The 23,481-nt window shown below is 65.6% G+C and carries 17 protein-coding genes; 3 read left to right on the top strand and 14 right to left on the bottom strand.

All coding sequences use genetic code 11. The features are described 5' to 3' along the window. Positions 1–33: 33 nt before the first annotated feature. From VGD28_RS07125 to VGD28_RS07110, 4 genes are read right to left on the bottom strand one after another with little or no spacing between them, the layout of a single operon-like run. Entirely contained in the window at positions 34–2,085 is a 2,052-nt protein-coding gene (locus VGD28_RS07125) for a beta-galactosidase (RefSeq protein WP_331027640.1), read from the bottom strand. A gap of 28 nt (positions 2,086–2,113) precedes the next feature. Continuing rightward, positions 2,114–3,745, bottom strand: a complete 1,632-nt coding sequence (locus VGD28_RS07120) for an alpha-L-fucosidase (RefSeq protein ID WP_331027639.1) — start codon at positions 3,743–3,745, stop codon at positions 2,114–2,116. Between the two features lie 24 nt (positions 3,746–3,769). After that, on the bottom strand, positions 3,770–6,187 hold the full coding sequence (locus tag VGD28_RS07115) for a glycoside hydrolase family 2 TIM barrel-domain containing protein (protein WP_331027638.1): 2,418 nt from the start codon (positions 6,185–6,187) through the stop codon (positions 3,770–3,772). Between the two features lie 4 nt (positions 6,188–6,191). Further along, a complete protein-coding gene (locus tag VGD28_RS07110) occupies positions 6,192–7,508 on the bottom strand; it encodes an alpha-L-fucosidase (RefSeq protein ID WP_331027637.1) in 1,317 nt (438 codons plus the stop codon). Positions 7,509–7,690: 182 nt separating this feature from the next. On the opposite strand from VGD28_RS07110, the gene VGD28_RS07105 reads away from it, so the two are divergent. Then, positions 7,691–8,437 carry a FadR/GntR family transcriptional regulator gene (locus VGD28_RS07105; protein ID WP_331027636.1) on the top strand — a complete coding sequence of 249 codons (747 nt, stop codon included), beginning with the start codon at positions 7,691–7,693 and terminating at the stop codon, positions 8,435–8,437. Positions 8,438–8,477: 40 nt separating this feature from the next. Here the strand turns inward: VGD28_RS07105 and VGD28_RS07100 are convergent, their stop codons facing one another. From VGD28_RS07100 to VGD28_RS07065, 8 genes are all read right to left on the bottom strand, one after another. Further along, complete coding sequence (locus tag VGD28_RS07100) at positions 8,478–9,629, bottom strand: MFS transporter (protein WP_331027635.1); 1,152 nt, start codon at positions 9,627–9,629, stop codon at positions 8,478–8,480. A gap of 38 nt (positions 9,630–9,667) precedes the next feature. Then, the gene (locus VGD28_RS07095) at positions 9,668–10,447 is read right to left on the bottom strand and encodes a DeoR/GlpR family DNA-binding transcription regulator (protein ID WP_331027634.1); all 780 of its coding nucleotides are present in this window, start codon (positions 10,445–10,447) and stop codon (positions 9,668–9,670) included. A gap of 233 nt (positions 10,448–10,680) precedes the next feature. Next, positions 10,681–11,844 (bottom strand): Gfo/Idh/MocA family oxidoreductase, encoded by a 1,164-nt coding sequence (locus VGD28_RS07090; RefSeq protein ID WP_331027633.1) that lies wholly within the window; start codon positions 11,842–11,844, stop codon positions 10,681–10,683. Between the two features lie 31 nt (positions 11,845–11,875). Beyond that, positions 11,876–13,138, bottom strand: coding sequence for a Gfo/Idh/MocA family oxidoreductase (locus tag VGD28_RS07085; protein WP_331027632.1), 1,263 nt, complete (start codon positions 13,136–13,138; stop codon positions 11,876–11,878). Further along, positions 13,135–14,127, bottom strand: coding sequence for an FAD:protein FMN transferase (locus VGD28_RS07080; protein WP_331027631.1), 993 nt, complete (start codon positions 14,125–14,127; stop codon positions 13,135–13,137). The genes VGD28_RS07085 and VGD28_RS07080 overlap by 4 nt, the downstream gene beginning before the upstream one ends. A gap of 52 nt (positions 14,128–14,179) precedes the next feature. After that, positions 14,180–15,499, bottom strand: coding sequence for a Gfo/Idh/MocA family oxidoreductase (locus VGD28_RS07075; RefSeq protein WP_331027630.1), 1,320 nt, complete (start codon positions 15,497–15,499; stop codon positions 14,180–14,182). Then, a complete protein-coding gene (locus VGD28_RS07070) occupies positions 15,496–16,794 on the bottom strand; it encodes a DUF1080 domain-containing protein (RefSeq protein WP_331027629.1) in 1,299 nt (432 codons plus the stop codon). Before VGD28_RS07070 ends, VGD28_RS07075 begins: the two co-directional genes overlap by 4 nt. Positions 16,795–17,124: 330 nt before the next feature. Then, entirely contained in the window at positions 17,125–18,279 is a 1,155-nt protein-coding gene (locus VGD28_RS07065) for a non-reducing end alpha-L-arabinofuranosidase family hydrolase (RefSeq protein ID WP_331027628.1), read from the bottom strand. Between the two features lie 358 nt (positions 18,280–18,637). On the opposite strand from VGD28_RS07065, the gene VGD28_RS07060 reads away from it, so the two are divergent. Continuing rightward, entirely contained in the window at positions 18,638–20,707 is a 2,070-nt protein-coding gene (locus VGD28_RS07060; protein WP_331027627.1) for a glycoside hydrolase family 2 protein, read from the top strand. An 821-nt stretch (positions 20,708–21,528) separates the two neighbouring features. Here VGD28_RS07060 and VGD28_RS07055 read toward each other — a convergent pair. Both VGD28_RS07055 and VGD28_RS07050 read right to left on the bottom strand, forming a co-directional pair. Continuing rightward, the gene (locus VGD28_RS07055) at positions 21,529–22,368 is read right to left on the bottom strand and encodes an NYN domain-containing protein (protein WP_331027626.1); all 840 of its coding nucleotides are present in this window, start codon (positions 22,366–22,368) and stop codon (positions 21,529–21,531) included. A gap of 75 nt (positions 22,369–22,443) precedes the next feature. Beyond that, positions 22,444–22,782 (bottom strand): YegP family protein, encoded by a 339-nt coding sequence (locus tag VGD28_RS07050; RefSeq protein WP_331027625.1) that lies wholly within the window; start codon positions 22,780–22,782, stop codon positions 22,444–22,446. Positions 22,783–23,249: 467 nt separating this feature from the next. Here VGD28_RS07050 and VGD28_RS07045 point away from each other — a divergent pair, with 467 nt between their 5' ends. After that, positions 23,250–23,459 carry a hypothetical protein gene (locus VGD28_RS07045; protein ID WP_331027624.1) on the top strand — a complete coding sequence of 70 codons (210 nt, stop codon included), beginning with the start codon at positions 23,250–23,252 and terminating at the stop codon, positions 23,457–23,459. Positions 23,460–23,481 lie beyond the last annotated feature (22 nt).

The following is a 23,481-nucleotide window of genomic DNA, read 5'->3' as shown; positions in this document are numbered from 1 at the left end:
GCCGCCGCGCGACGGCGGCGGCACCGGCCGTTCCTAGCGCAGCAAATCGGCGCCATAGGGCTCCAGACGCAGGGTGGAATTCCAGGTCTTGCCGGTCAGCAGGCCGGATTGACTTCCCCTTATGGCGACCAGCTTGGATTCGGTGGTCGTGTTGACATAGAGCGTGCGGCCATCGACGACGCGCGCATACACGCCCTCCGGCGTTTCCGGCCCCCGCTCGATGCCCAGTTTCGCGTAGAAATCGCGATAGACCGCGTGCAGCAGGGCGCGATCCGAAGTCGCGGCCACATAGACCGCCTGCCCCTTGCCGAACTGGTTGACGGTGACGGCGGGCGGGAATCCATCGACATTGTCGAACCGGCCGATCACCTTGGCGGTCGTAGGCCGCAGCACTTCGTAGAACTTTGCCTTGGTCGCAAATGCCTTGCCTGCCACTTCGCCGGTCAGCGGCTGTTCGGTGCGATAGAATTCCTTGGTGGCGAGTCCGAACACGTCGCTGAGCCTGCCGGGAAGCGACGTACCGAACCATTGGCTGGTCTCGTCGACCTTGGCGGACATGGCGGACATGATGACGGTGCCGCCATTCTTCACGAACCCGCGCAACGCTTCGGCGGATGCCCGATCCATCAGGTACAGTCCCGGCACCACGACAAGGCGGTAGCGGCTGAGATCCTCGTGCCCGATATTGATCACTGCCACATCGACATTGTCGTTATACAGCGGCGCGAAGGCGTTATGCGCGTGATCCATATAGGGGATCGTGAAATATTGCCGCACCGTGCTCGTCTGGTTGCGCTGACTGGCAGCCATCCGTGCCTCGAACGAATAGGCGATCGCCACCTTGGGATCGAGCGCCCGCGGGAAACCCATCGACTGCAGCGTCCTGAACTCCTTCGCGAGCTGGCCGAATTCGTCGAGCTTCCATGAGGGCGTGTCGTCATGGTCGACCAGCCCGAACAGCGCTTGCTCCTCGCCGCCGCGATGCGAGTTGAAGGTCCAAGCGAGTACCGCTTGCGCACCGTTGATGAGGCCGAAATAGGCCCACATCCTCGCGCGGCCCCTGGTCCCGTAATAGCCTCCGCCGCCGGCAGTGAACTCGTTGAACCAGATCGGGGTGGACAGCGCGCCCTTCATCATCAGCGAATCGAACCCGCCGCTGATCGGGTCGCCGGCATAATAGCCCATTGCGCCATAGCTGACATAGCGGCGGTAGCTGGCCAGATAGTCGAACCCCTTGCGTTCGCTGCTGTCCCACAGATTGGAGATCGCGGGCTTGTCGGGCACGGTTCTTTTCCGGATCGCCTCCAGATCCTCAAGGACCGAAATCGTGACACCGGACCAGAAGCGCCGCAGGTCGAGATACGGTTCGGGTGCGCCCGGGCCTTCGGCATTGGGCAGATCGATCTGGTCCCAGTCGCTCACCCGCCGCGACCAGCGCTGGGTCGCCCACGCCTTGTTCAACGCCTCCAGCGTCCGATACTTCTCCTTCAGCCAGCCGATGAAGCGCCGGCGCGTAGCATCCGAATAGGACATGAAATTGTTGCCGATTTCATTGTCGTATCCGACCGCGATCACCGCCGGATGCTTCGCGTAGCGCTCGAACAGGCGCTCCGCCAATTGCCTGGCGAGCCGGCGATAGTCCGGGTCGCTGATATCTTCCATATACCGTTCGGCGGGGTAGCGGCGATTGCCATCCTGGCTGACGATATCGACCCCGGGATACTTCCGGTGCAGCCATAGCGGCGCGGGCAACCCCGGGACATCGAGGATCACGCGGATGCCGGCCGCATGCATGGCGTCCATGACGCGATCGAATTCCTTGAACTCGAACCGATCCTCGGCCGGCTGGAAATAGTCCCAGGAAAGATCGCCCATGCGCACGACGTTGAATCCCGCCGACTTCATCAACGCGATGTCGCGCCGGATCTGCTCGGGCGAACGATCGACCGGTTGATAATTCGCACCCACGAACAGGGCACCCGCGCCCGGCCAGCCAGGCTGGATCTGCCCGCTCCGGGCATGCGCGAAGCCCGTGCCCGCCAAGAGCAACGACGCGGACAAAAGCGCCGGCTTCAGGATATTCATGCCTTGTCCCCCAAACGGACCGACCAGTTCAGCCGATCAACCCCGGCCCCATGATCTTGAGCGCGACGCCGAATGCGTGGCTCGCCGAGTCCGGCAGGGAGACTTCGACGCCCTCCGGCCGCGACTGGAATTGCAGCGGCACGGGGGCGCCCACGACTTCGACCCTGCCGACCGGCTTGCCCGCCAGCGAACGGATCAGAATTGTGCCCGACTGGGGCCGTCCCAGGGTTATCGCATAAAGGGCGCCGCGCTTGGTCGTGAAGCGGATGTCGGCGGCCGTGAACGGCTTCATCTTGCCTTCGCCGAATTGCCCGGACTCAACTTCCGTCGGTCCTTCGCCAAAGACGTGCCACGGACGGGTTCCATAGATCGCTTCACCGAACCGGCGAGTCCAGCCGCCGACTTCTTCCACGATGCGGCGTTCCTCCGCATCGATCGTGCCGTCACCTCGGATCGGCACGCTGAGCAGCAGATTGCCGTTCTTCGCGACCACGTCGCAGAGCCGATGCACGACCGCCGCGGCGCCCATATAGGATTTGTCGATGAAGCGCTGGCGGTTGTAGTGCCAGTCGCCGAGACAGGTATCGGTCTGCCAGGCATGCGGCTGAATCCCGCCGCGAAAGCCCCGCTCCACATCCTCCACCAAGGCAGCGCGGCGCGCTTCGGGCATGTTCTTCGCATTGACGACGACGTCGAGCTTGCCGTGCCGCTTGTGCGAGTTGTTGTAATAATAGGCGGTGATGTCGAGCCCGGCCTGACCCAGCGGAAGATCGAAATTGTCGAAATACAGCAGATCGGGCTGATAGCTGTCGATCAGATCCTTGCAGCGCAGGAACCAGCGCTTGACGAACTCCGGATTGTTCGCGGGCGGGTTCTCGTCCCATTTGCCGTTATGTTCCCATTGCCATTTCCTGGCCGCCTCGAGCGTCGTGATCCCGTCGGCCAGCGCGGCATTGCGGCCGCAATACAGGTTCTGGGGATCGAGCCCCTCCCACCATTTCCCGCGGCCATCGGCCTTGGTCAGCTTCCAGGCGTCATAACGCTGCCCCGCGCGAGGGCCTATCGGATCATAGCCATAGGCGGTCTGGAACCAGTGCCAGGCATGCGCGGAATGGTTGGACACGCCAAAGCGCAGACCCCGCGCGCGCGCCGCCTTGGCCCATATCCCGATCAGGTCCCGTTTCGGCCCGACCCGGGTGGAGTTCCATTCGTGGAATTTCGATGCGTAATTGTCGAAATTGTCGTGATGGTTCGCCAGTGCGACGAAATAGCGCGCGCCGGCGTCGCGATACAGATCCAGCAGATCGTCCGGATTCCAGTTTTCGGCCTTCCAGCGGTTGTTCATCTCCATGAAGCCGACATCGGCCGGGTGGCCGTAATGCTTCAGATGATGCTCATATTGCGGCTCGCCCTGCATATACATGTGCCGCGCATACCAGTCGCCCGCTTCCGGCACGCATTGCGCGCTCCAATGCGCCCATATTCCGAACTTCGCGTCGCGGAACCAGTCCGGCGCCTGATAGGTCGAGGTGAAGGAATCCCAGCTCGGACGGAATGGTCCAGCCGCTTGAGCCAGGCTGGAGCCGGCATGGGCTGATCCAGCCAGTGCGGACACGCCGGTCGCGGCACTGGCCTTGAGGAATTCACGCTTCGAGATCATCGTCGTCTCCGGAAAAGTCGAAATTTATGGGCGGACGGCATTCAGACGGATCTGCCGGGACGGCAGCCCGTCGGCTTCGATCTCGATGACGATCGGGCCCGGCTCGGTTCCGGCGCGGATCGCCGCGACGACCCGACCGTGAAAGGTACTGCGCACGCCGGACTGAAAGCTGGCCGCATCGCGCGGGTCGCCGTTGCCGATGCCCGCCAGCGTTCCCGCACCGCTCACCCGGACGCGCACCCGGCGATCCCCGGCGCGGGCGTAAAGCGGCGTGCCGGCCGCGTCCTTCAATTCGATCGCCACATAGGCCAGCGCTTCGCCATCGGCGGGCAATTGCTGACGGTCCGGCGACAGATCGACACGGGCGGCATCCCCAGCGGTACGTAGCGTCCAACGGCCGGCCGGCCGGCCGTTGCGATAGCCGATCGCGACGAGTTCGCCCGCTTCATAGGGCACCGTGAACAAGGCCTGATACCGGGTGGCGAGACCGACAGCCTTACGTCCCAGGCTTTTTCCGTTCAGCGTCAGCTCGACTTCGGGGAACTCGGAATAGACCGCCACCTCGAGCGGCTTCCCTTCCTGACCGGCCCAGCTCCAGCTTGGATGGACGTCCTCGAGCGACCAGTCGAGATGCGGCGGCGTGATCGGAAAGAAGTGGCGGTCGGGCAGATCCTCTGTCCCGGCAGGCTGCCGGACGAAGGCGGCGATCGGGTCGATGCCGGTCTTCCACAGGATCTGACGATAATATGCCGCCGGCCGCTTCCGGCCGGTCGCGTCGATCTCCCCGCAATAGGCGAGATGCCAGGGATAGGGACCGAGCTTCTGCCAATCCTGGCTATAGCCCATCCAGCCGATGCCGGACTCTCCCAGATAGTCCACCGCGGTCCACACGAAGTCGCCGATGACCCAGGGACTCGTCTCGACCGTGCGCCAATAGGCGAACGCATCCTTGGGCAGGGATTCCGACGTGTACATGACCTGCTCGGGCAGGTGCTTGTGCTCCTCATCGAACAGATGCGCCCGGTAATTGTAGCCGGCCACGTCGAGGACCGCGGATTGCGCGCGGCTTTGCGGGGGATCGATGCTTACCGCCTGGGTCACCGGCCGTGTCGGATCGAGCTGCCGGACCCGTTCGGCGAGTTGCCGAGCCGTCGCGACGCCCTCCGGGCTACCCTGTTCGGGAATCTCGTTGCCGATGCTCCAGAACAGCACGCTCGGGTGATTGCGGCCGCTGCGCACCATGCTGTCGATGTCGTGCGCCCAGTTCTCGGCGAAGAAGCGGGCATAGTCGCGGTCCCGCTTGCTCTTGGCCCAGGCATCGAAAGCTTCGTCGATGACCAGCATCCCGAGCTCGTCGGCGGCATCGAGCGTCGCCTGGCTGGCCGGGTTGTGTGCGTTGCGGATCGCATTGTAGCCGGCCGCCTTCATCAGCCGGACCTTGCGCCGGTCGGCGTCGGGCGCGCCGGCGGCGCCGATCATGTAATTGTCGTGATGGATATTGCCGCCGCGCAGCTTCACCGGCGTGCCGTTGATGCGCAGGCCCTGACGGGCGTCGATCGTGATGGTGCGCAGGCCGAACCGCGTGCGGCGCTCATCGACCAGCTTGCCGCCGATGCGCACTTGCTGGACCAGCGTGTAGAGGTTCGGGGCGCCGGGCGACCATAAGGCCGGGCGCGCCAGTTCCAGCGTCTGCACGCCCTCGTTGCGTCCGCCGGGCGCGACCGACCGGACCTCGCGAGCCTCGCCGACCACTTTGCCCGCGCGGGAGACCACGCGCGAGATCAGCTCGACACGCGCGGGCTCGTTCGACCGGTTCGCGATCGTGGCACGCGCCGAAACCACGCCGCGCTGTTGGGTGGCGACCGGGGTGGTGACGAAGATGCTGTCGGGATCGAGATGGACGCGGCTCGACAGTTCGAGCGTGACCGGGCGAATGATGCCGGATCCGGCGTACCAGCGCGAGGAAGGATCCTCATGGTTCACGCGAACGGCGATGACATTGCGCCCCGCGCGCAGCTTGCCGGTCAGGTCGAAGGCGAACGCCGTGTAGCCGTAACGATGCCGGCCGAGATGCTCGCCGTTGAGCCAGATATCGGCGTCCATGTACACGGCCTCGAACGCGAGCCGCGCGACGCGGGCGGCCTCGGCCGCGCTCAACGTCAGGTGCCGGCGATACCAGCCCTTTCCGCCGGGCAGATAGCCCGAATCCTGCCCGCCCACCGCTTTGGGATCGAATGGAGGCGAGCCGTCGGGCTTGTCCATGATCCCCCAGTCGTGCGGAACGACCACCTTTCGCCAGCGCAGGTCGTCGAGCTGCGGCTGCTCGCCGCCAGCGACGTCGCCGCGATGGAACAGCCAGTCCTGCGACAGATTGCGGATCTGCGCCGAGACCGGAGCAACCGTGCCGGCGACCGCCATCGCGGCGACCAACGCGCGAACCATCCACCTAACGAACCGCATTGCCGCCCTTCACCTCCACGATGGTCACGGCCGCGCCGCGCGATGCGGGCGGCACCATGATCCGGATTCCGTTCGGCTCCTTGCGCCACGTCACCTCGGCGCCGGATAGATTGACTACGTCGTGGACCGGGCCCGTGATCGGAACCGTCAGCGCCTCGTCCGGCCAGCTCAGAATATGCAGGAAGACGCTGTCGCCGGACTGGGTCGAGCCATGGACGTTATCGACCGGCTGAAGCGGCCCCGGCCGGGTGCCGTAGATCGCCCGGCCGTGACGCTTGAGCCATTCGCCAACCCCGTGCAGCGTCTTCGCTTGGTCGGCCGGAATCCGGCCATCGGGATCAGGGCTGACATTCGCCAGCACATTGCCGTTGCGCACCACTGCATTGACCAGCAGCACGATCACCTCATCCGCACCGAGCGTGTTCTTGTCGGGGGTGAACCCCCAGGCCGACCGATTGATCGAGAAGGTCTTTTCCCATGGACGCGCGCGGATCGGCCCGGTGATCGGCGAGCCGCCCTCCGCGACATCGAAATCGCCCTGCCAGCCCGAGCGGGGATTGATCACCGCCTTTGGCTGATAACGCCGCACCATGCGGTTCAGTTTGTCCGATTCCCAAAAGCCCGCCGCGTCGGCATCGGTCCCCTTGTGCGCCAGCCATCCGCCGTCCCACCAGAGGATGTCGATGCGGCCATAGTTGCGCATCAGCTCCTCGATCTGGCCATAGGTCTGCCGCTTCATCAGCTGGGCGTTGTCGGGCAGCTCCTTCGGCTGGAAATAGCCCGGGAAGCGCCAGTCCATCGGGGAATAATAGAGGCCGACGCGCAACCCCTCGCCCCGCACCGCCGTCACGAAATCCGCGACGAGATCACGCTGCGCGGCAGACCGCACCGAATCATATCCGCCATAGCTGGACGGGCTGCGGAACAGGGAAAAGCCGTCGTGATGACGGGCGGTCATCACCATGTAGCGAGCGCCGGCCTCGTGCGCGAGGCGTGCCCATGCGCGGGCATCATAGTGCCGCGGGTTAAACTGTTGCGACAGCTTGGCGTATTCCGCCGCCGGCACCTTGTCGTTGAACATGTGCCACTCGCCCTTCCCGGGAATGGCGTACAGGCCCCAGTGCACGAAGATGCCGAGCTTGGCATCGCGCCACCAGGCCATGTCCTTCGCGGACAGGAGCAGATCGGGCGCGAGTGCCGGATCCGCATTTGCCGTCTTCGCTGCCGAACGCTGTTCGTCCGTCAGCACCTGCGCCCAGGCCGGCGACGCGATCGACAAGGCCAGCGCGGCGGTGACCGCCAAACGCCGGAGTCCCCGCGGACTCGCGACGACAGTTCTTGGCCTGCCCCGCCCCCGGACCACTTTCCCACGCGACAAGGACGCAGGTTTCCCGCTTTTCATCTCTCCCCTCTCATCAACGGTTATGTTTATTAGGAATATTGTTATTACTAATTGAGGGATCGACGCAAGTGCCTTGACTCGGGATGCGGGCGCCCCGCACGGGGGACATGATGGCTGCGGGACACATGATAAGAAGGACCGGCCGTGCTGCCGGACACGATGAGATCGTCTCGATCCTTGGGTCCGAGATACTTTCTGGCGCTCGTGCCCCAGGTAGCCGCGTGCTGCTGGCGGAAGAACTCCGCAGCCGCTTCGGGGCCTCTCGGGTTCTGATGCGCGAGGTCACCAAGACGCTCGTCGCGAAGGGACTGATCAATGCCAAGAGCCGCGTTGGAACACATGTTCTTCCGCCCGAATACTGGAACTGGTTCGATCCGGATGTGCTGACTTGGCGCGTGCGCCTCGGGCTCGATCCGGAATTCTTCGAGCATCTGGCGCAGATGCGCCGCGCCGTGGAGCCCGCCGCCGTCGCGCTTGCCGCGCTTCAACGGACCGACGAGCATATGCGGGAAATTCGAGCAGCCCTCGATAGCATGGCCGCGTCCATCGAAGACCGGCATGCGTTTGTTCTAGCCGACTTGGCCTTCCACGTGGCGATCGCCGCCGCGTCGGGAAATCCGCTGTTTCGGGCTTTTTCAGGGGTGGTCGAGGTCGCGCTCGGCGCATATTTCTCCTTGAGCACGCCGATGACGATCGACGCGATGCACGAGAATGTCGCCCGGCATGCAAGAATTGCAGACGCGATCGAGCATCGTAAGCCCGATGTCGCCTACGAAGCGATGGTCTTGGTCATCGACGTGGGCGTTGATCAGGTGACGAAGAAGCGCTGACACCAAGCAGGCTTCGCCAGTCCGGGACTTGGACAGTGCCTCAAATGCTCGCCCGCGAACCCTTTCCGCCGGCGACGATGCTCGCTGTCGCGGGCACAATGCACATGAGCGCCGCGAGCATCCAGAAGGCAGTTTCAAGCCCCACGGCTCCCGCAACGAAGCCGATGCCGGCAGGGCCGACAAGAATGCCGGCATAGCCGGTGGTCGTGATTGCCCCGATCGCGAGCGCCATCGGCATGACCGCCTGCGATCCCGCCTTGCGGAAGAGAACCGGCACAATGTTCGAAGCGCCAAGACCGATGAGAACGAAACCCGCCACGGCGATGACGATCCCCGGCGCTAAGAGCAGGATAACGAAGCCTGTGACCGCCACGATACCGCCCCCGAACAGGACCGCCCGATCGCCGATGCGTTGCGTCACGGCGTCGCCCGCAAAACGGCCGATCGTCATCGCGATCGCGAAGAACATATAGCCCATTCCGCCCTGTTGCGCGGCGACGAGGCCGGCGCGCGTGATGAGCAGTGCGCTCCAGTCGAGCATTGCGCCTTCCACCAGGAAGGTCGCACCGGCAAGGCCCGCCAGCAGCACCACGATGCCGCGCGGTGCGACGAACAGCGGCCCCTCCTCCGTCTGGGCATCGCGGAGAAGCCGCGGCGCGGCGATCGCCATGACGACCGCCATGATCGCTGCGCAGGCCGAGGTGCCGATCGCCGGATCGACACGCCATGACAGCAGCGAGGTCATCAGCCCGGCGCCGGCAAAGCCGCCGATGCTGAACAAGGCATGGAAGCCGGACATCAGCGGCACGCCCGCGGCGCGCTCCACCTCCACCGCATGGATGTTCATCGCTACATCGATCGAACCGAGCGCTGCGCCGAATGCGAGCAGCGCCGCGGCGAGGGTCAGCGGATCCGGCGCAAGCGTCAGGAACGGCAGCACGGCCGCCAGGCCGAACCCGCCCGCCAGGATGACGGGCTTGCTGCCGAATCGCGCACTGAGCGGACCGGTCAGGATCATCGCGGTCACCGAGCCGATGCCGATGCACAACAACAGCAGACCCAATGTCGCGTCGCCGACGCCGAGGCGCTCCTTGGCATAGGGAACCAGCGGCGCCCAGCAGGCGATGCCAAATCCGGCGACCAGAAAGGACAGGCGCGTCGCCAGCCTGGCCGCCCGTTCGGAAGAAGTCATGCTGATCTTTCGCTTTGCGGATTCGGCGATGCCCGCGTTCATTCAGCGCCTCGCATGGGGGTGATGACGTCCAGGCCGAGCGCGCGCACCGCTCCCAGGTCGATATGCTCCACAGCGTCATGTTCGACGACGAGCGCGTCGATCGCTTCCAGCGGCGCAACCCGATGGGGCGCGCGCGTCGCGAGTTTTTCGCTGGTGCTCAGCAGCGCGGCGCGACGGCTGCAGCGCAGCACCGTCCGCTTGAAGGCGGCGTCAGCGGCATCAAAGGCCGACACCCCCTCCTCGACGGACACCGCGCAGGCGCCGAGGAAGCAAAGGTCGATGTTCATCTGCTGAAGGGCCAGCATCGCGTCGGCATCGACGCACCCGCCGATCCCCGGACGCACAAGCCCGCCGAGCAGGTAGAGCTCAATATCGTCCCGATCCGCGAGGATTGCAGCGATGGAGACGGAGTTGGTGGCGACCTTCAGGCCGCTCCGGGGAAGGCGCTGTGCAAGGGCGAGATTGGTGCTGCCATTGTCGAGGAACAGAAAGTCGCCGCGCTGGATGCACCTGGTGGCCGCCTCCGCCAGAGCAGCCTTCCGGCCGGGCGCTTCCTGGCTGCGGGTGCGCATCGGCGTGGACGCCGGCGACAGCGGAAGCGCGCCGCCATAGACGCGGCGGCATCGCCCCTCTGCCGCAAGCGCGCGCAGATCGCGCCGGATCGCGTCGGGCGAGACGCCGAACTCCTCCGCCAACGCGGTCGCTGAAAGGCTGGATCCCTCGGCCAGTCTGGCGGCGATCGTCTCGCGACGCTCTTCAGGCGGTTCTCGATTCATGAACGTGCATTATCGTGCATTACCATGCATTGCAATCATGCATTGATTGCCGCAGACACGCCGCCCCGCATTCTTAGATGGACGCCGGCGGGACCCATCGATCGCCCGATTATCGAGTAGGCCAGTGGCGCCGCGACCCGGCTCGATGGGAACCGGCCCGAAGCGGGCGGTCCGGTGCTGGCCGCGGCAATCCGGGAGCTGCATGATCAGGCGAGGACGTGGATCCTTCCAGCCTAGCTGGCGGGTGCCCTGGCTGGTGTCGCGCGCGCCTCGGCGGTGAGCACGAGCTCCGCCGCGAGCAAGGCGCCGTCCTGGTCCTGTGCGAGCGATGTGCGCTCGACGATGTCCGTCACGAACTGCGGGCCGAAGGGCAGCGGCACCTTCGAGCAGTCGAGATAGCGCGTGCCCTTGCGGTCGGCGATGAACAGATGGTTCCCGCCGGGCCGCCCTGCGACATCGACATATTTCCGCAGCTCGATAAAGCCCTCGGTCCCGAGGATGAACAGGCGGCCGTCGCCCCAGGTGGGCAGGCCGTCGGGCGTGAACCAGTCGACCCGGACATAGCCGGTGCCGCCGTCCCCGTTCAGCACCATGTCGCCGAAATCCTCGAACTGAGGGTGCTCGGGATGGTTGAAGTTGCCGGTCTGCGACGCGACGACATGGGCGCGCCTGCTGCCCGTCAGATAGACGAACTGGTCGGCCTGGTGGCTGCCGACATCGGTGAGGATGCCGCCATTGCGCTTCGTGTCCCAGAACCAGTCCGGCCGGGTCGGGGCGGCCAGTCGGTGGGGGGCGAGGTTGACCGTCTGGATCACCCGCCCGATCGCGCCGTCGTGGACGAGCTGGCCGGCCATGACCGCGGCCGGCACCTCGAGGCGCTCCGAATACATGATCCCGAACTTGCGACCCGTCTCCTTGATCGCGCGGCGGACATCGGCGAGCTGCTGCAGCGAAACGACCGCAGCCTTGTCGCTCAGATAATCCTTGCCCGCCCGCATGACGCGAATGCCCAGCGGCGCGCGCAGGCTGGGGATCGCCGCGCTGCACACCAGCTTGATGGCGCGGTTCTCGATGATCTCGTCCTCCGAGCGCGCCAGCGGGACTCCCGGATAGCGTTTCTGGAACATCGCGATCTGCTTGGGATCGGCGGCGTAGAAGCTGGTCAGCACGCCGCCGCCGCGGATCACGGCATCGGTGATGCCATAGATGTGATTGTGGTCGAGCCCGATCACGGCGAACGGCACGCGATACTTGGCTTCGGGCGCAGGCCGTGCCGGCGCGCCCTCGGTCGGCGCGTCGCCGCGGGTGGCGGATTGCGCGAGCGCGTCGGCAGCGAAGCCGGCGGCGACGCTCGCAGAGAGAAGGCCCAGAAGCTCGCGGCGGTTGGATTCGATCACGGCGGGTTCCTCTTGGTGATACGTTCGATAGTCAGATGCTGACGAGGTCGGTCGGCCAGGCCATGGCCTCGCCGCGGTCCATCGCCTGCTCGCCGAGCAGCGAGGCGACGCTGGCGTAATAGGCCTGCGCCAGCAGCCTTGGGAGCGGCCTGCCTGAACGCACCGCTTCACCGAACCCCTCGAACTGCAGCATCGTCTCGTCATACTCGCCCCAGCCCAGCGAGTCCCCCGGCGTCGTGACGGGGAGCTCGGGGAACCAGGTGGCGCCGCCGATCGGGACGGTGCGCTTGTGGCCGCGCTTCACGTCCTCCTGCATCCGCTGGAGCGCCAGCACCTTGGGCGGCACCTCCTGATAGATGCGGCCGAGCTCCGGCTCGATCGTCCCCTTGCTGCCCTGGATCTGCTCCTCGCAGCCATAGCGCGCATTGTTCAGCAGCGAGGTGTAGACGAGTTTCCGCCCGCCGGCATATTCGTAGACCAGCGCGACATGGTCGTAGACGTCGCGACCGTCCTTCCAGAAGCAGATGCTGCCCGATCCGATCACCCGCGTCGGCACCGCGTCGAGGAACCAGTTGCCGACCTGGAGCTGATGGGTCGCAAGCTCGGTCATCAATCCCGCCGAGGCGTCGCGATAGAGCCGCCAGTTGATCTGCCGGTCGGTGGCTCCGGCCGGGACCGGGCGCCGCCAGCTGGTGTTGCGATGCCAGCTCGCCCGGATCTGGGTGACCAGCCCGATCTCGCCCGCCTTCACCCGGCGCAGCGCGTTGAGATAGGTCGGATGGAACATGCGCTGGTGGCCGATCTGCAGAACCTTGCGGCTGTCCTGCGACTTCCTCACCATCGCGCTGCAATCGGCGATCGTGCGCGCCATCGCCTTCTCGCACCAAACATGCAGTCCCGCGTCGAACGAATCCAGGGCTTGGGCCGCATGGACATCGAGCGGGGTCGCGATGACGACCGCGTCGAGGCCGCCGGCGTCGAGCATCGCGCGATGATCGGCGAAGGCGCGCGTGCCCGGGCTGACCAGCGCGCGGCCCTTAGTCAGATGCGGCTCGAAATTGTCGCAGATCGCGGCGACCGTGCAGTTGCGGGTCTTGAGGATGTTGCGGATCAGCGTCCGGCCGCGATCGCCCGTCCCGATCACGCCCAGCCGCACGCGATCGCCCGCGACCGGCTCGGCTCCTGCGGCAGAGACCGCCCAGGGCGCGGCCGCCGCCATGCCGGCGGCGGCCGTCGCCTTCAGGACGCCGTCGATGAACGCGCGCCGCGTGAGGTCGAAATCCTTGTCGGTCATTGCAGAGCCATCTCACCTGGTTGAACGGGCATCGCCGCTTCACGGCTGAAATCGAACAGGAAGCGGCGCGTCACGGCCGATCGACCTTCAATCCTCCCCCGCCAGGGGGAGGTGTCAGTCTCCGCGAAGACGGGGACTGACGGAGGGGGAGGACGGCGACCCGCTATCGATGTGCTTCCGCCCCCTCCGTCACGCTGCGCGTGCCACCTCCCCCTGGCGGGGGAGGATTGAGGCGGGCTGCACGCCCGACCGCAGTCCAACAGATACCCGGCCTGATCGTCGTCGGCGACGATCAGCGCCGTGCTCATTGCCTCGGCACGCGCGCCGCTGCGGTCGATGGCGACGGTGGTGCGCGGCGCGGTGACGACGGAAGTGTCCGTCGGACGGATCATCGCGGCGCGTTCCGGCGCGGCCGTTCCGGCGCCGACGGTCGACGAGATCGAGAGCGCTTCGTCGCGCAGCTCGAATTCCGCGAGGAACCGTCCAGGCTCCAGAGGATGGGGGATCGCGACCGGCCAGCCTCCCCCGAGCGGATGTTCGCCGACGACCGCGATCGAGCTCTCGCCCGCGCACAGAAAGGCTGACGCGACGCCCGCCGCCCTCAGTGTCGCGCATGCCCGGTCGAGCGCGAAACCCTTGCCGAACCCGCCGAAGTCGAGCGCGACGGGCCGCGACGCCTCGATGCCGGCGTTGTCCCGGCCGAACGAGATCATGTTCCACCCCGCCCCGGGCCTCGACACATCCGCGGCCGGATCGAACAGGCCGTATGTCGCCGGATAGGCCGCCTCGATCTCGACCAGCGCGTCGAGCAGCACCGGATCGTCGATCCGGCAGGGCCGCCCTGCCATCAGGCATTCGTTGAGCGCCGTCGTCGCCGAGGGCCGGTGGATCGTCAGCGCGTCGTCGACCGCCTCGATCGCCCGCCGCGCCGCGAGCAGCGCGGCGCGATCGTCCGAGCCGAACAGATGCAGCTCGACCCGCGTCCCCATCGCGGCGAACCGCTCGGGCTGCATCGCAATCATCGGGGCGAGCACAGGACGATCAGGCCTTCACCTCCCAGCCCGGCTCGTAGTCGACCGACCAGAGCTTCATCGCCTCGGCGCCGGAGGGCTTGCCGGTCGCGGTGTCGAGCGTGAGCGTCGACTTGGTGCGATAGGCGATGTTGCCGAGGTGGCAGAGCGTCGTGCTGATATGCCCCTCGCGGATCGGCGACGCGAGCGCGCTTGCCCGGCCACGGATGACGTCGACGAAGTTGCCGGCGTGCAGGACGTCGAGCGCGCCTTCGCCGACCGTCCCCGTGGTCTCGGAACTCGCTGCCGCGGCGACCTGGCGCACCTGCTTGCCGGCGAGGTCGTAGAGCTCGAACCCGTTGCGATCGACGACCGCCGAGCCCTTGGTCCCGAGGAACAGCACGCCGCGCCCGCGGCCGTAGCGCTGCATGCCGTTGCAGCTGTTCCCGTCCCACCGGATCGCACGCCCGTCGGGATAGACGAGATCGAGCGCGAGCGTATCGTACATCTCCCAATCGTCGCCGCGATAGAATTGGCGCGAGCCGCGCGCCGTCACCGTCTCCGGGAAGGTTAGCCCCATCAGCCAGCGCGCCACGTCGAGCTCGTGCATCGCATTGTTGCAGGTCTCGCCGGTCCCGTACTTCCAGAACCAGTGCCAGTTATAGGGCACGAGGTTGGAGCGATAGGGTCCGCGCGGCCGCGGCCCCTGCCACAGATCCCAGTCGAGATGCGGCGGCGGCGCCATCTCGTGCCCCCGCCCGATCGAGACGCGGTTGTTGGCATACCAGGTCTGCGCCTCGTACACGTCGCCGAGCTCGCCGGCCTTGATCAGCGCGGCGAGCTGCTGGGTCTCGACGCTCGATCGCTGCTGGTTGCCGACCTGCAGCTTGCGGCCGGTGCGCTGCTGCACCGCGATCATCGCCTCGCCCTCGGCCGGGGCGAGGCTGATCGGCTTCTCGCAATAGACGTCCCGGCCGGCATCCATTGCGTCGATCGCCATCTTGGCGTGCCAATGATCCGGCGTCGCCACCGTGACGATGTCGATGCCCTTGCGGTCGAGCATGCGGCGATAGTCGCGCTCGGTTCTCGGCCGCGCGTTCCCCTTGGCGACGAACTCGGCCGTGCGCTTGGCGAGCACCTGCGAATCGACATCGACGAACTCCGCGACCTCGACGTTCGGCAGCTTCGAGAAGGCGCCCCAATGCGCCTGCCCGCGGCCGTTGACGCCGACCACCGCGACGCGCAGCCGGTCGTTGGCGCCCCTGATCTTCGCATAGCTGCGCGCGCTCATCGCGATGCCGAGCGTGGCACCCGCGCCCTTCATCATCGTCCGGCGGTCGAGCATCGTCATTCCCCTTGCAACTGGCGCAGCTTGATCGAGCGGAAATCGACGCGGTCCCCATGATCCTGGAGCAGGATCGGGCTCTGCTCGCCTTCGCCGAAGCCCGTCCGTCCCGCGAACTTGCTCTGCGCGACGAGCGCGCGGAACTCGGGCGAGCCGCGCTCGTACTCGACGACCTTGAAGCCGTTCAGCCAATGCTCGACATGCCGGCCGCGCACGACGATCACCGCGCGGTTCCATTCGCCGGACGGATTGATCCGCTTGCCCGGACTGTCGGGGTCCGACAGGTTGCGCGCGGGGATCAGGTCGTAGAGCGAGGCGAGCGTGCGGTTGCCGTCGCGGCCCATCTTGGCATCCGGATGGCGCGTATCGTCGAGCAGCTGATATTCGAGGCCGACCTGCGTCCGGGGATCGATACGATATTTGATCCCGCTGTTGGCGCCGGGCGTCAGGCGGAAATCGACCGACAGCTCGAAGTTGCGATAATCCCGCGCGGTGACGATGTCTCCGCCGCCCCCCTTTACGGACAGGACACCGTCGCGGATCGACCAGCCGCTACCCGGAAACCCCTTCCCCTTGGCGCTTCGCCAGCCCTTCGCCGTGCTGCCGTCCCACAGCAGCGTCCAGCCCGCGCGCCGCTCGCCGTCGGACAGGCGGTTGGTCAGCCAGCCCTGCTGCTCCAGCGCCGTCGCCGGCAAGGCGAAGCGAGCCGGGTTCTCGCTGATGATCCGGACATTGCGGAACCGTACCTCAGGCTTACGACTGGCCAGCGCGTCGGGGATGGCGTGCACCTGGAACGCGATGAACCCCTTCGCATCGGTGTCATCGACGATGTCCGCGGCGGGCACGCCGTTCACCCAGGTGCGCAGGCGGTTGCCGATCGCCTCGACGCGATAATGGTTCCAGTCGCCCGAGCGGAAGGCGCGCCGCGCCGCATCGTTGCGGCCGAGCGTATGGAGCCATTGCCGGCGCTGCTCGTCATAGATGCCGCCGCTCCATGCGCGCTTCGACGGGTCGATCTCGGCCTGGTAGCCGAAGACCACGCCGTTGCGGTAATCGGGCCGGCTCTGGCCGCGGATCATGACCCCGGAGTTGAGCACCGGATCGGTCTTCGCGTCATATTCCAGGATGAAGTCGCCATATTGCCGGTCGGACACCAGCCAGCTGTTCGCCGGGCCCGGTGCTGCGCGTCCGATAAGCTCGCCGCCGACGACCTCATACGGCGCCCGTCCGCCCGCGATGTGCCAGCCCGCCAGGTCTGCGCGCGGCGTGATGTCGACCCACGGCACCTGCTCCTGCGCCATGGCCGGAGCGACCGTCAGAGCAACTGGCGCAGCGAGTAGACCTCGAATCGCGAGTCCGTGAACCATCGCGCCAGCTCCTATCCTAGATGCCCACAAGATAGGCCAAGCCCACCCACGAAGATATCGCGGCACATTATCCTTGCGCCGTTGTGCGATCTATAATGGCGCTGTCTCCTCGAACGTTAGATGTGGAAACGCGGACGATGCGCTCGCCAGCCGTCACGCCACTCCAGTGAGCAGCGAAACTGTTGCCGGGCGATGGCCGCGTGCCTACTCGCGCCGAGGAGTGCGTGTCAGACCTGCCGGCGTGCACCGAAACAGAACTGCCATTCATCGTTGCGCATTGGTGCGCGGGTTGGTGTCGCGCTTTGTCCGGCACATCGCCGAAATCGGATTTTGCCGCGCGGCGGTGAGCAAGCCGAGCCGATAAGGAAGATTGAGATAGTCGCTTGCGTCCGCGCGCGGATCGACTCCCTGGTGGAGAAACCGCAGCGGGTTGCAGGGATCGATGGTCAAGCTCTGGTCGTTGCCCGCGCGTATCAGCTCGCCATGCGATATGTCGAGCGTCCAGCGCCCGCCCGGATAATCGACGTTGCCCGATCCAGCGAACGGATCGGCCAGGCTGTCGGCCAAAGGCGTCCAGGATCCGTCGAGCCGGTCGCTGGTCCAGGAGCGGAAATAGCGCCCCTTCGGCCCAATCGCCTCGACCATGGTGACGTAGGCGCCGGCACCCGCGACCTTGTAGGTCATGCTGGCCTCGAACAAGCGGTCGCGGGTATCGTTCAACACGACCTGCATATTCCCGAAACCCCGCGGAAAGTCGTGCAGCGAAGTCTCGGACCGATAAAGGCGGCCATTGTCTCCGGTATTGAAGAGATGGCAGCGACTGTCGTCGCAGATCACCCAGAAATCCAGCCAGACCGGCCGGCCGTCGTCTCCTTTGACCACGTCCGGCACAGTCGCGAAAATGGGCTTTGGCGCGCTCCAAGATAGCGGATCGTCAATGTTGCTGGTCGTTGAATAGAGCGGGTCGCCGCCTTGGAAGATCATGTACCAGCGCTTCTGCGGCGCAAAGTAGAAGACCTGGGGTGCGGCGCGATATCCCGGGCCGATGCCCGACCGGTCGAGGAACGTCAGGCGCGCGCCCTGCGCCTCGCGCCAGGTGCGAAAGCTCGTGTAGGCGAGTCCCCAGCCCTGAGGGCCGGCCGTTGTCATGAACACATGGAATTTGCCATTCGCATAGACGACCGACGGATCCTTGACCGCAACCAGCTGATGCGCCGCATCCGGCTTGGGCAGGATGAGCGGCGCGGTTGAAGACCATTGAAAGCGGCTGTTGCCCTCTGTTGGCTGCGCCAATGTCGGGACGGATGAGAGAGGCTCAGCCGAGGATGCTTCGACGGCTGCGGCTTGTCCTGTCCTGATCTGCGCATGCGCCGGGAGCGCGATGGTCGCGGGCGCAACGCAGAGGAGGGAGCTGAGCATGGCGAAGGCCGACAGGCCGCTTGTGCGGTTTCGAATTCGTCGCATGGCAGTCGGATCCGTTGTGAGAGGCATGATTTCGTCGGGCCGGTGGCTACGCTCGGTCGCCAGAAGCGCTGCTACGCGGCCCACGGGCAGGCGACAGGATAGCGCACGGAAGATTATGTCCCCCTTCCTCACCGCGGACAAAGCGGGCCGGAGGTTGAGCAAGGCCGCCGGCTATATTCCCCATAAATGATGAGCGACTTGGCGTCTTCATGGTAGCGGTATCATTTCTGAATCGGCGTGTCTATCTTGCCGGCGGAAATTGAGTCGGCGCAATTGGACGAGGCTGATGTCCGATGGGGAAATATTTGTGACGATGGCACGATGGCTGTGGGCGGCCGTGTTCGCATTTCTGGTGCCGATGGCATTCGGGGCAAGCGCAGAGCCGATATCGACCGCCTCGCCTCGCGTCGTATTGACGCTTGGTCCCGGCTGGCACTTCTCACGCGGAGACCATCCTGAGGCAAGCGCGATCGCGTTCGACGACAAGGAGTGGACCAGGGTCACCCTCCCGCACAGCTTCAACGCCGCGGAAATCGGCGACGGGAGCTATTATCGCGGCCCGGCCTGGTATCGGCGCGCGCTGAACGTCACCCCGCGCTCCCCGGGGCGCCGCCTGTTCATCCAGTTCGATGCCGCGGCGAGCGTCGCCGACGTCTGGCTCAACGGTAAGCACATCGGCCGGCACGAAGGCGGCCATTCGGCGTTCCGCTTCGATATCACCGCCGCGCTGATCCCCGGCCGCAACATCCTCGCCGTGCGCGTCGACAACAGCGCCACGCGCACGGTCGCGCCGCTGAGCGGCGACTTCACGATCTTCGGCGGCCTCTACCGCCCCGTCTCGTTGATCGAGACCGGCGATCTCCACTTCGACATGATGGATCATGGCGGGCCCGGCATCTATGCCCGGGTCGCGAGCCTCACCCCGGAGCGCGCCGGCATTTCGGTTCTGGCGCGCGTTTCGAACGACGGCCGCGCGCGCAAACGCGCGACGATCATCAGCCGCATTCTCGATGCGGCCGGGCGCGAGGTCGCACGAATGCAGCGCGCGGTCACGGTTGCGCCAGCCGAGACAGCCGCCGTCGAGCTGCACGGCGAGGTCGCCTCACCGAGGCACTGGGACGGCGTCCGCGACCCATATTTCTACCGCGTCGTCACCCAGATCGGCGCGGCAGGCGACCAGGTGACGGTTCCGCTCGGCATCCGCACCGTCCGCATCGACCCGGCACGCGGGCTGCTGCTCAATGGCAAACCCTATCAATTGCGCGGCGCCAACCTCCAGCACAGCGCTCGGCCCGGCATCGGCACGGCCGTTTCGCGCGAGCAGGTCGCCGAGGATTTCGCGATCCTGCGCGATATGGGATCGACCGGCGTCCGGCTCGCTCATTTCCAGCATCCGCAAGCGGCTTATGAGGAAGCCGACCGGCTCGGCCTTGGAGTCTGGACGGAGATTGGCGCGGTCGCCGAGATCGAGGATAGCCCGGCGTTTCGCGCCAATGCCGCGCAGCAGCTCCGCGAGCTGATTGCCCAGACCTACAACCACCCGTCGGTGATGATCTGGGGGATCGGAAATGAGATCTATGCCGACGATCCGCGCGTCGCGCAGTTGCTGGCATATCTGCAAAGAGTGGCGAAGGAAGCGGATCCCAGCCGTCCGACCGCCTATGCGCATTGCTGCCAGGCCGACGACCATCCCAAGGCGATGGTCAGCGACGTGATCGGCTTCAACCGCTATTTCGGATGGTACAAGGACCAGAGCGGCCAGACGCTGGGGCGGTGGGCAGCCGGCTTCCACGCGGCCCATCCGGGACGTGCCTTCGCGGTCAGCGAATATGGCGCAGGAGGCAGCATCCGGCATCAGGCCGATCCGCCCGGCGATGTGGAGCCCGCCTCGGGCTGGCATCCGGAACAATATCAGACCGAGTATCACGAGCGGAACTGGCGCGATCTGGCCGACAAACCATATCTCTTCGCCACTTTCATATGGGTGGCGTTCGACTTTGCATCGGCAGGGCGGCATGAGGGCGATCGGCGCGGGATCAATGACAAAGGCCTGGTCACCTATGACCGCCGGACGCGTAAGGATGCCTTCTATTGGTATCAGGCGAACTGGTCGGACAGGCCGATGGTCCACATCGCCAGCCATCGACACGACATCCGCCGCACCCCCGATGTCGAGGTGAAGGCCTATACCAACGCTGACGCCGCGACATTGCTGGTCGATGGCGCTACGGTGGCGACGATCCCGGTCGAGGGGCGGATCGCGCGTTGGAAGTTGCGCTTGCGGCCGGGACTCAACCGGATTGAGGTCCGCACACCCGCCGGAAGCGACGTCACCGAATGGAGTTACCTGCCAGGGCCCGCGATGCTGGCGCCAGCGGGCTGATCGGACTGATCAGCAAAGCCTAGACCCACTTCCGGCGAACCGACCCACATCTCGTCTGAAAGACAGATCGAGGAAAGGATTCTTGCCCAGCCGCTTACGCGACGCTGATGGACGTCCGTGGATGGGGAAAATGGTGCCAGAAGAGGAAACCGAATGGGCGCCCAACTAGCTGACTTCGAAGCGCGATTTCCATCGCCTTCTCGCCGAGAGACACAGTAGCAGACACAAGTCGCGGCGCAAACCCTGGGACTTCCAAGCGCGACAGTGAAAAAGCTTCGGATATTCTAGCGAGGACCATATTTCGATCGTCCAAGTCTCGGTCATGAGCTCGAAATGAGGGCGCCATAATCGGGGATGAGCGTCTCAGGCGAGAGAGACTCGGGAAGCTCAGTTGAATCCGGCCGCATGTCCAAGCGAGGGATCATCAATCCCGGATATCCAAGCAGCGATCGAACGACGGCTCGGGGCGGATAACTGGGGCGCTGGCGGGCAGGCAGCATTCAGCAGGTGACCCTGTCGAAGCAGACGCCCAAGATATGGCGTCACGCTTACAGTGAGAGCGTCTGCAGCTGGGCCGTGAGCGGTCTGTCCGCTTTTGGAAGTAGATGCCGGAATAGAAGACGCTCGCATGAGACATGTCGTGAGCGACCGCTTTTGCCCCGACTGCAGGCAGCGCACGCTGCGTTCGTTAGCGGGAGCACCATGGTCCCTCGGCGTCGCCCCTACGAACGGAACTGTTGGCGATGATGACGATATTGGTATGAGGTGGCGGATTGTCGCCCGGGTGAAACGGATTGTGCCGGCGCCGTCGCCGACTGGCGCTAGAACCGTGGCTTCGAAGTGCGGTCCTTGTTGCGTCGGTCCGCGACATAGCTTTGTCCGTTTTCCTCCGCCTTCACGATGTCGAACAGCCCGACCGCCTCGAAGAGCTTGGGGAAATTGCGCGCGCCATAGTTGCGCGGATCGATCGGCGCCTGGCGGCGCGCGGCGCTCCCGGCTGCATCGAGCGGCGCCCAGCCATCGTCTCCAGCCGTCGCCTCCACCGCGCCGCGGAGCACTGCGACCAGCTTGGCGTCCTGACTCAGCGGCGGCTTCGCGATTTTCGCTTCTGCCGTTTGCGCCTTTGACCGCGGCTTCTTCGTACCCGCAAGCGCGGCGTCCGGCGGTGTGGGTGGCTCGGGCTTGACCGCCGCGCCGCCTTCCTCGCCCAGGCGATCGAGGTAAAGGAACGTCGTACAGGCATTGACGAACGGGTCAGGCGTCTTGCGCTCGCCGAAACCATAGACGTCGTGACCGTTCGCCCGCAGCTGCATGACCAGAGGCGTGAAGTCGGCATCGCTCGAAGCGATGCAGAAGGCGTCGAGCTTTTGCGTGTAGAGCAGCTCCATCGCGTCGATCACCAGCGCGATATCGGTCGCGTTCTTGCCCCTGGAATAGCTGAACTGCTGGATCGGCCGGATGGCATGTTCGTGAAGCTTGGCGGTCCATCCCCTCAGGCCCGAGCTCGCCCAGTCCCCATAGGCACGCCGGATGTTGGCCGTGCCGTATTTCGAGAGCTCGGCCAGCATCGCGGCGATCTTGCCGTGCGAGACATTGTCCGCATCGATCAGCAAGGCGATGCGCCGGTCGGGCGTCGGCGTGCCGGCTTGAGTCGAGTTCATGCAAGTCTCCGTTCGGCGTGATGGTAGTGCGGCAGAGCGACGACCGCTACCCATGCCAAGGGCCAGTGCGATCGCTCAGGGATGTCGGACCTCAGCCGTTCCCGCGGCGCCACGTAGCGCGGCAACAGCATCCGCACACGAACGTTCGTCGCGATAGCCGGCGCTGGTGGCAATCAACGTGCCGTCCGGCGCGCAGAAGCGCCACCGCCAGTCGCCACCCGAGAACAGGATCGACGTGAGATTGACGCGATCGGCACGATAAACCTCGAAATAAGCTCGACCGGGCGCGGAAGCGCATGATCTGGTCGCGACGGGCAGCGCCAGCCTGGTGAGCGCACTGGAAACATCCTCTGGCAGATCGGTCACCAACCGGCGTGGCTCGTCGAAACCACGATGTGCGAGATTGTTCGTCATGTGATTCTCCCGTCGGCAAGCGGGAGCAATCCGTTTCTCTCTGGCATCGCGCGCTTGCGAAGCGGGTGGTGCGATGATGATCCCACCGTAGGCGCATTCGCAGTGCGTGACCATCCCGTCCACACGTCTCCTGGCCGAGTGGGCGACGGTGTCGCGCGCCTTGCGCGTTCTCCGCGCAGCGCCCATAGTCGTCCGACTGGCGCGCCGACACGGGCTCGCCGATTCGCATTGGCGGCGCTGGCTTCCTGTTGCGAGGGCGACCCATTCGTCGCGGCCCAGCACTTGAACGATGCGTGAGACCTGCTCGAAGCGGGCGCTTCTGCGTGCTGTCGCTAGGTTGCCCACAGCAGCCCCGGCCTGGCCTTCCGCCCGTTCTCCATTCGTCGATAGCGGCCACACCGCGGGCCGATCGTGGCGCGATCGGGCTGCTGGCGATGCGCTCACCCCATCTGCTCAAGGAGATGCCTATGTCGAGAGTACCAGTCCGCCCCTATCTCGTGTCGAAGGACGAAGAAGGTATCTTCCGGGTGACCGTGCGCACGACGCGGTTCAACTCGCAAGGCTATCCGCTCGTGTCGAGCGAAGTGCTGGAGGATACGTTCAAGACGCAGACCGCCGCGCGCACCTTCGTCAAACAAACCTATCGCGCCGAGGCGAACGAGATCGCCACCAAATAGCCGACGCGAATTCGCGCTTGGT

The sequence above is a fragment of the Sphingomonas sp. genome (assembly GCF_036402235.1).
Lineage (GTDB): Bacteria > Pseudomonadota > Alphaproteobacteria > Sphingomonadales > Sphingomonadaceae > Sphingomonas.
The sequence above is the reverse complement of the archived record's forward strand: the minus strand, read 5'-3'. Positions and strand labels throughout refer to the sequence as shown.

What these genes read in the sequence shown, in the direction of transcription:
- VGD28_RS07055 (WP_331027626.1), bottom strand. Translation starts at nt 22,368, where the DNA reads ATGAACTCGACTCAAGCCGGCACGCCGACGCCCGACCGGCGCATCGCC.
- VGD28_RS07060 (WP_331027627.1), top strand. Translation starts at nt 18,638, where the DNA reads ATGGCACGATGGCTGTGGGCGGCCGTGTTCGCATTTCTGGTGCCGATG.
- VGD28_RS07075 (WP_331027630.1), bottom strand. Translation starts at nt 15,499, where the DNA reads ATGACGATGCTCGACCGCCGGACGATGATGAAGGGCGCGGGTGCCACG.
- VGD28_RS07070 (WP_331027629.1), bottom strand. Translation starts at nt 16,794, where the DNA reads ATGGCGCAGGAGCAGGTGCCGTGGGTCGACATCACGCCGCGCGCAGAC.
- VGD28_RS07065 (WP_331027628.1), bottom strand. Translation starts at nt 18,279, where the DNA reads ATGCTCAGCTCCCTCCTCTGCGTTGCGCCCGCGACCATCGCGCTCCCG.
- VGD28_RS07120 (WP_331027639.1), bottom strand. Translation starts at nt 3,745, where the DNA reads ATGATCTCGAAGCGTGAATTCCTCAAGGCCAGTGCCGCGACCGGCGTG.
- VGD28_RS07125 (WP_331027640.1), bottom strand. Translation starts at nt 2,085, where the DNA reads ATGAATATCCTGAAGCCGGCGCTTTTGTCCGCGTCGTTGCTCTTGGCG.
- VGD28_RS07105 (WP_331027636.1), top strand. Translation starts at nt 7,691, where the DNA reads ATGCGGGCGCCCCGCACGGGGGACATGATGGCTGCGGGACACATGATA.
- VGD28_RS07115 (WP_331027638.1), bottom strand. Translation starts at nt 6,187, where the DNA reads ATGGTTCGCGCGTTGGTCGCCGCGATGGCGGTCGCCGGCACGGTTGCT.
- VGD28_RS07100 (WP_331027635.1), bottom strand. Translation starts at nt 9,629, where the DNA reads ATGACTTCTTCCGAACGGGCGGCCAGGCTGGCGACGCGCCTGTCCTTT.
- VGD28_RS07050 (WP_331027625.1), bottom strand. Translation starts at nt 22,782, where the DNA reads ATGACGAACAATCTCGCACATCGTGGTTTCGACGAGCCACGCCGGTTG.
- VGD28_RS07080 (WP_331027631.1), bottom strand. Translation starts at nt 14,127, where the DNA reads ATGGGGACGCGGGTCGAGCTGCATCTGTTCGGCTCGGACGATCGCGCC.
- VGD28_RS07095 (WP_331027634.1), bottom strand. Translation starts at nt 10,447, where the DNA reads ATGAATCGAGAACCGCCTGAAGAGCGTCGCGAGACGATCGCCGCCAGA.
- VGD28_RS07085 (WP_331027632.1), bottom strand. Translation starts at nt 13,138, where the DNA reads ATGACCGACAAGGATTTCGACCTCACGCGGCGCGCGTTCATCGACGGC.
- VGD28_RS07045 (WP_331027624.1), top strand. Translation starts at nt 23,250, where the DNA reads ATGTCGAGAGTACCAGTCCGCCCCTATCTCGTGTCGAAGGACGAAGAA.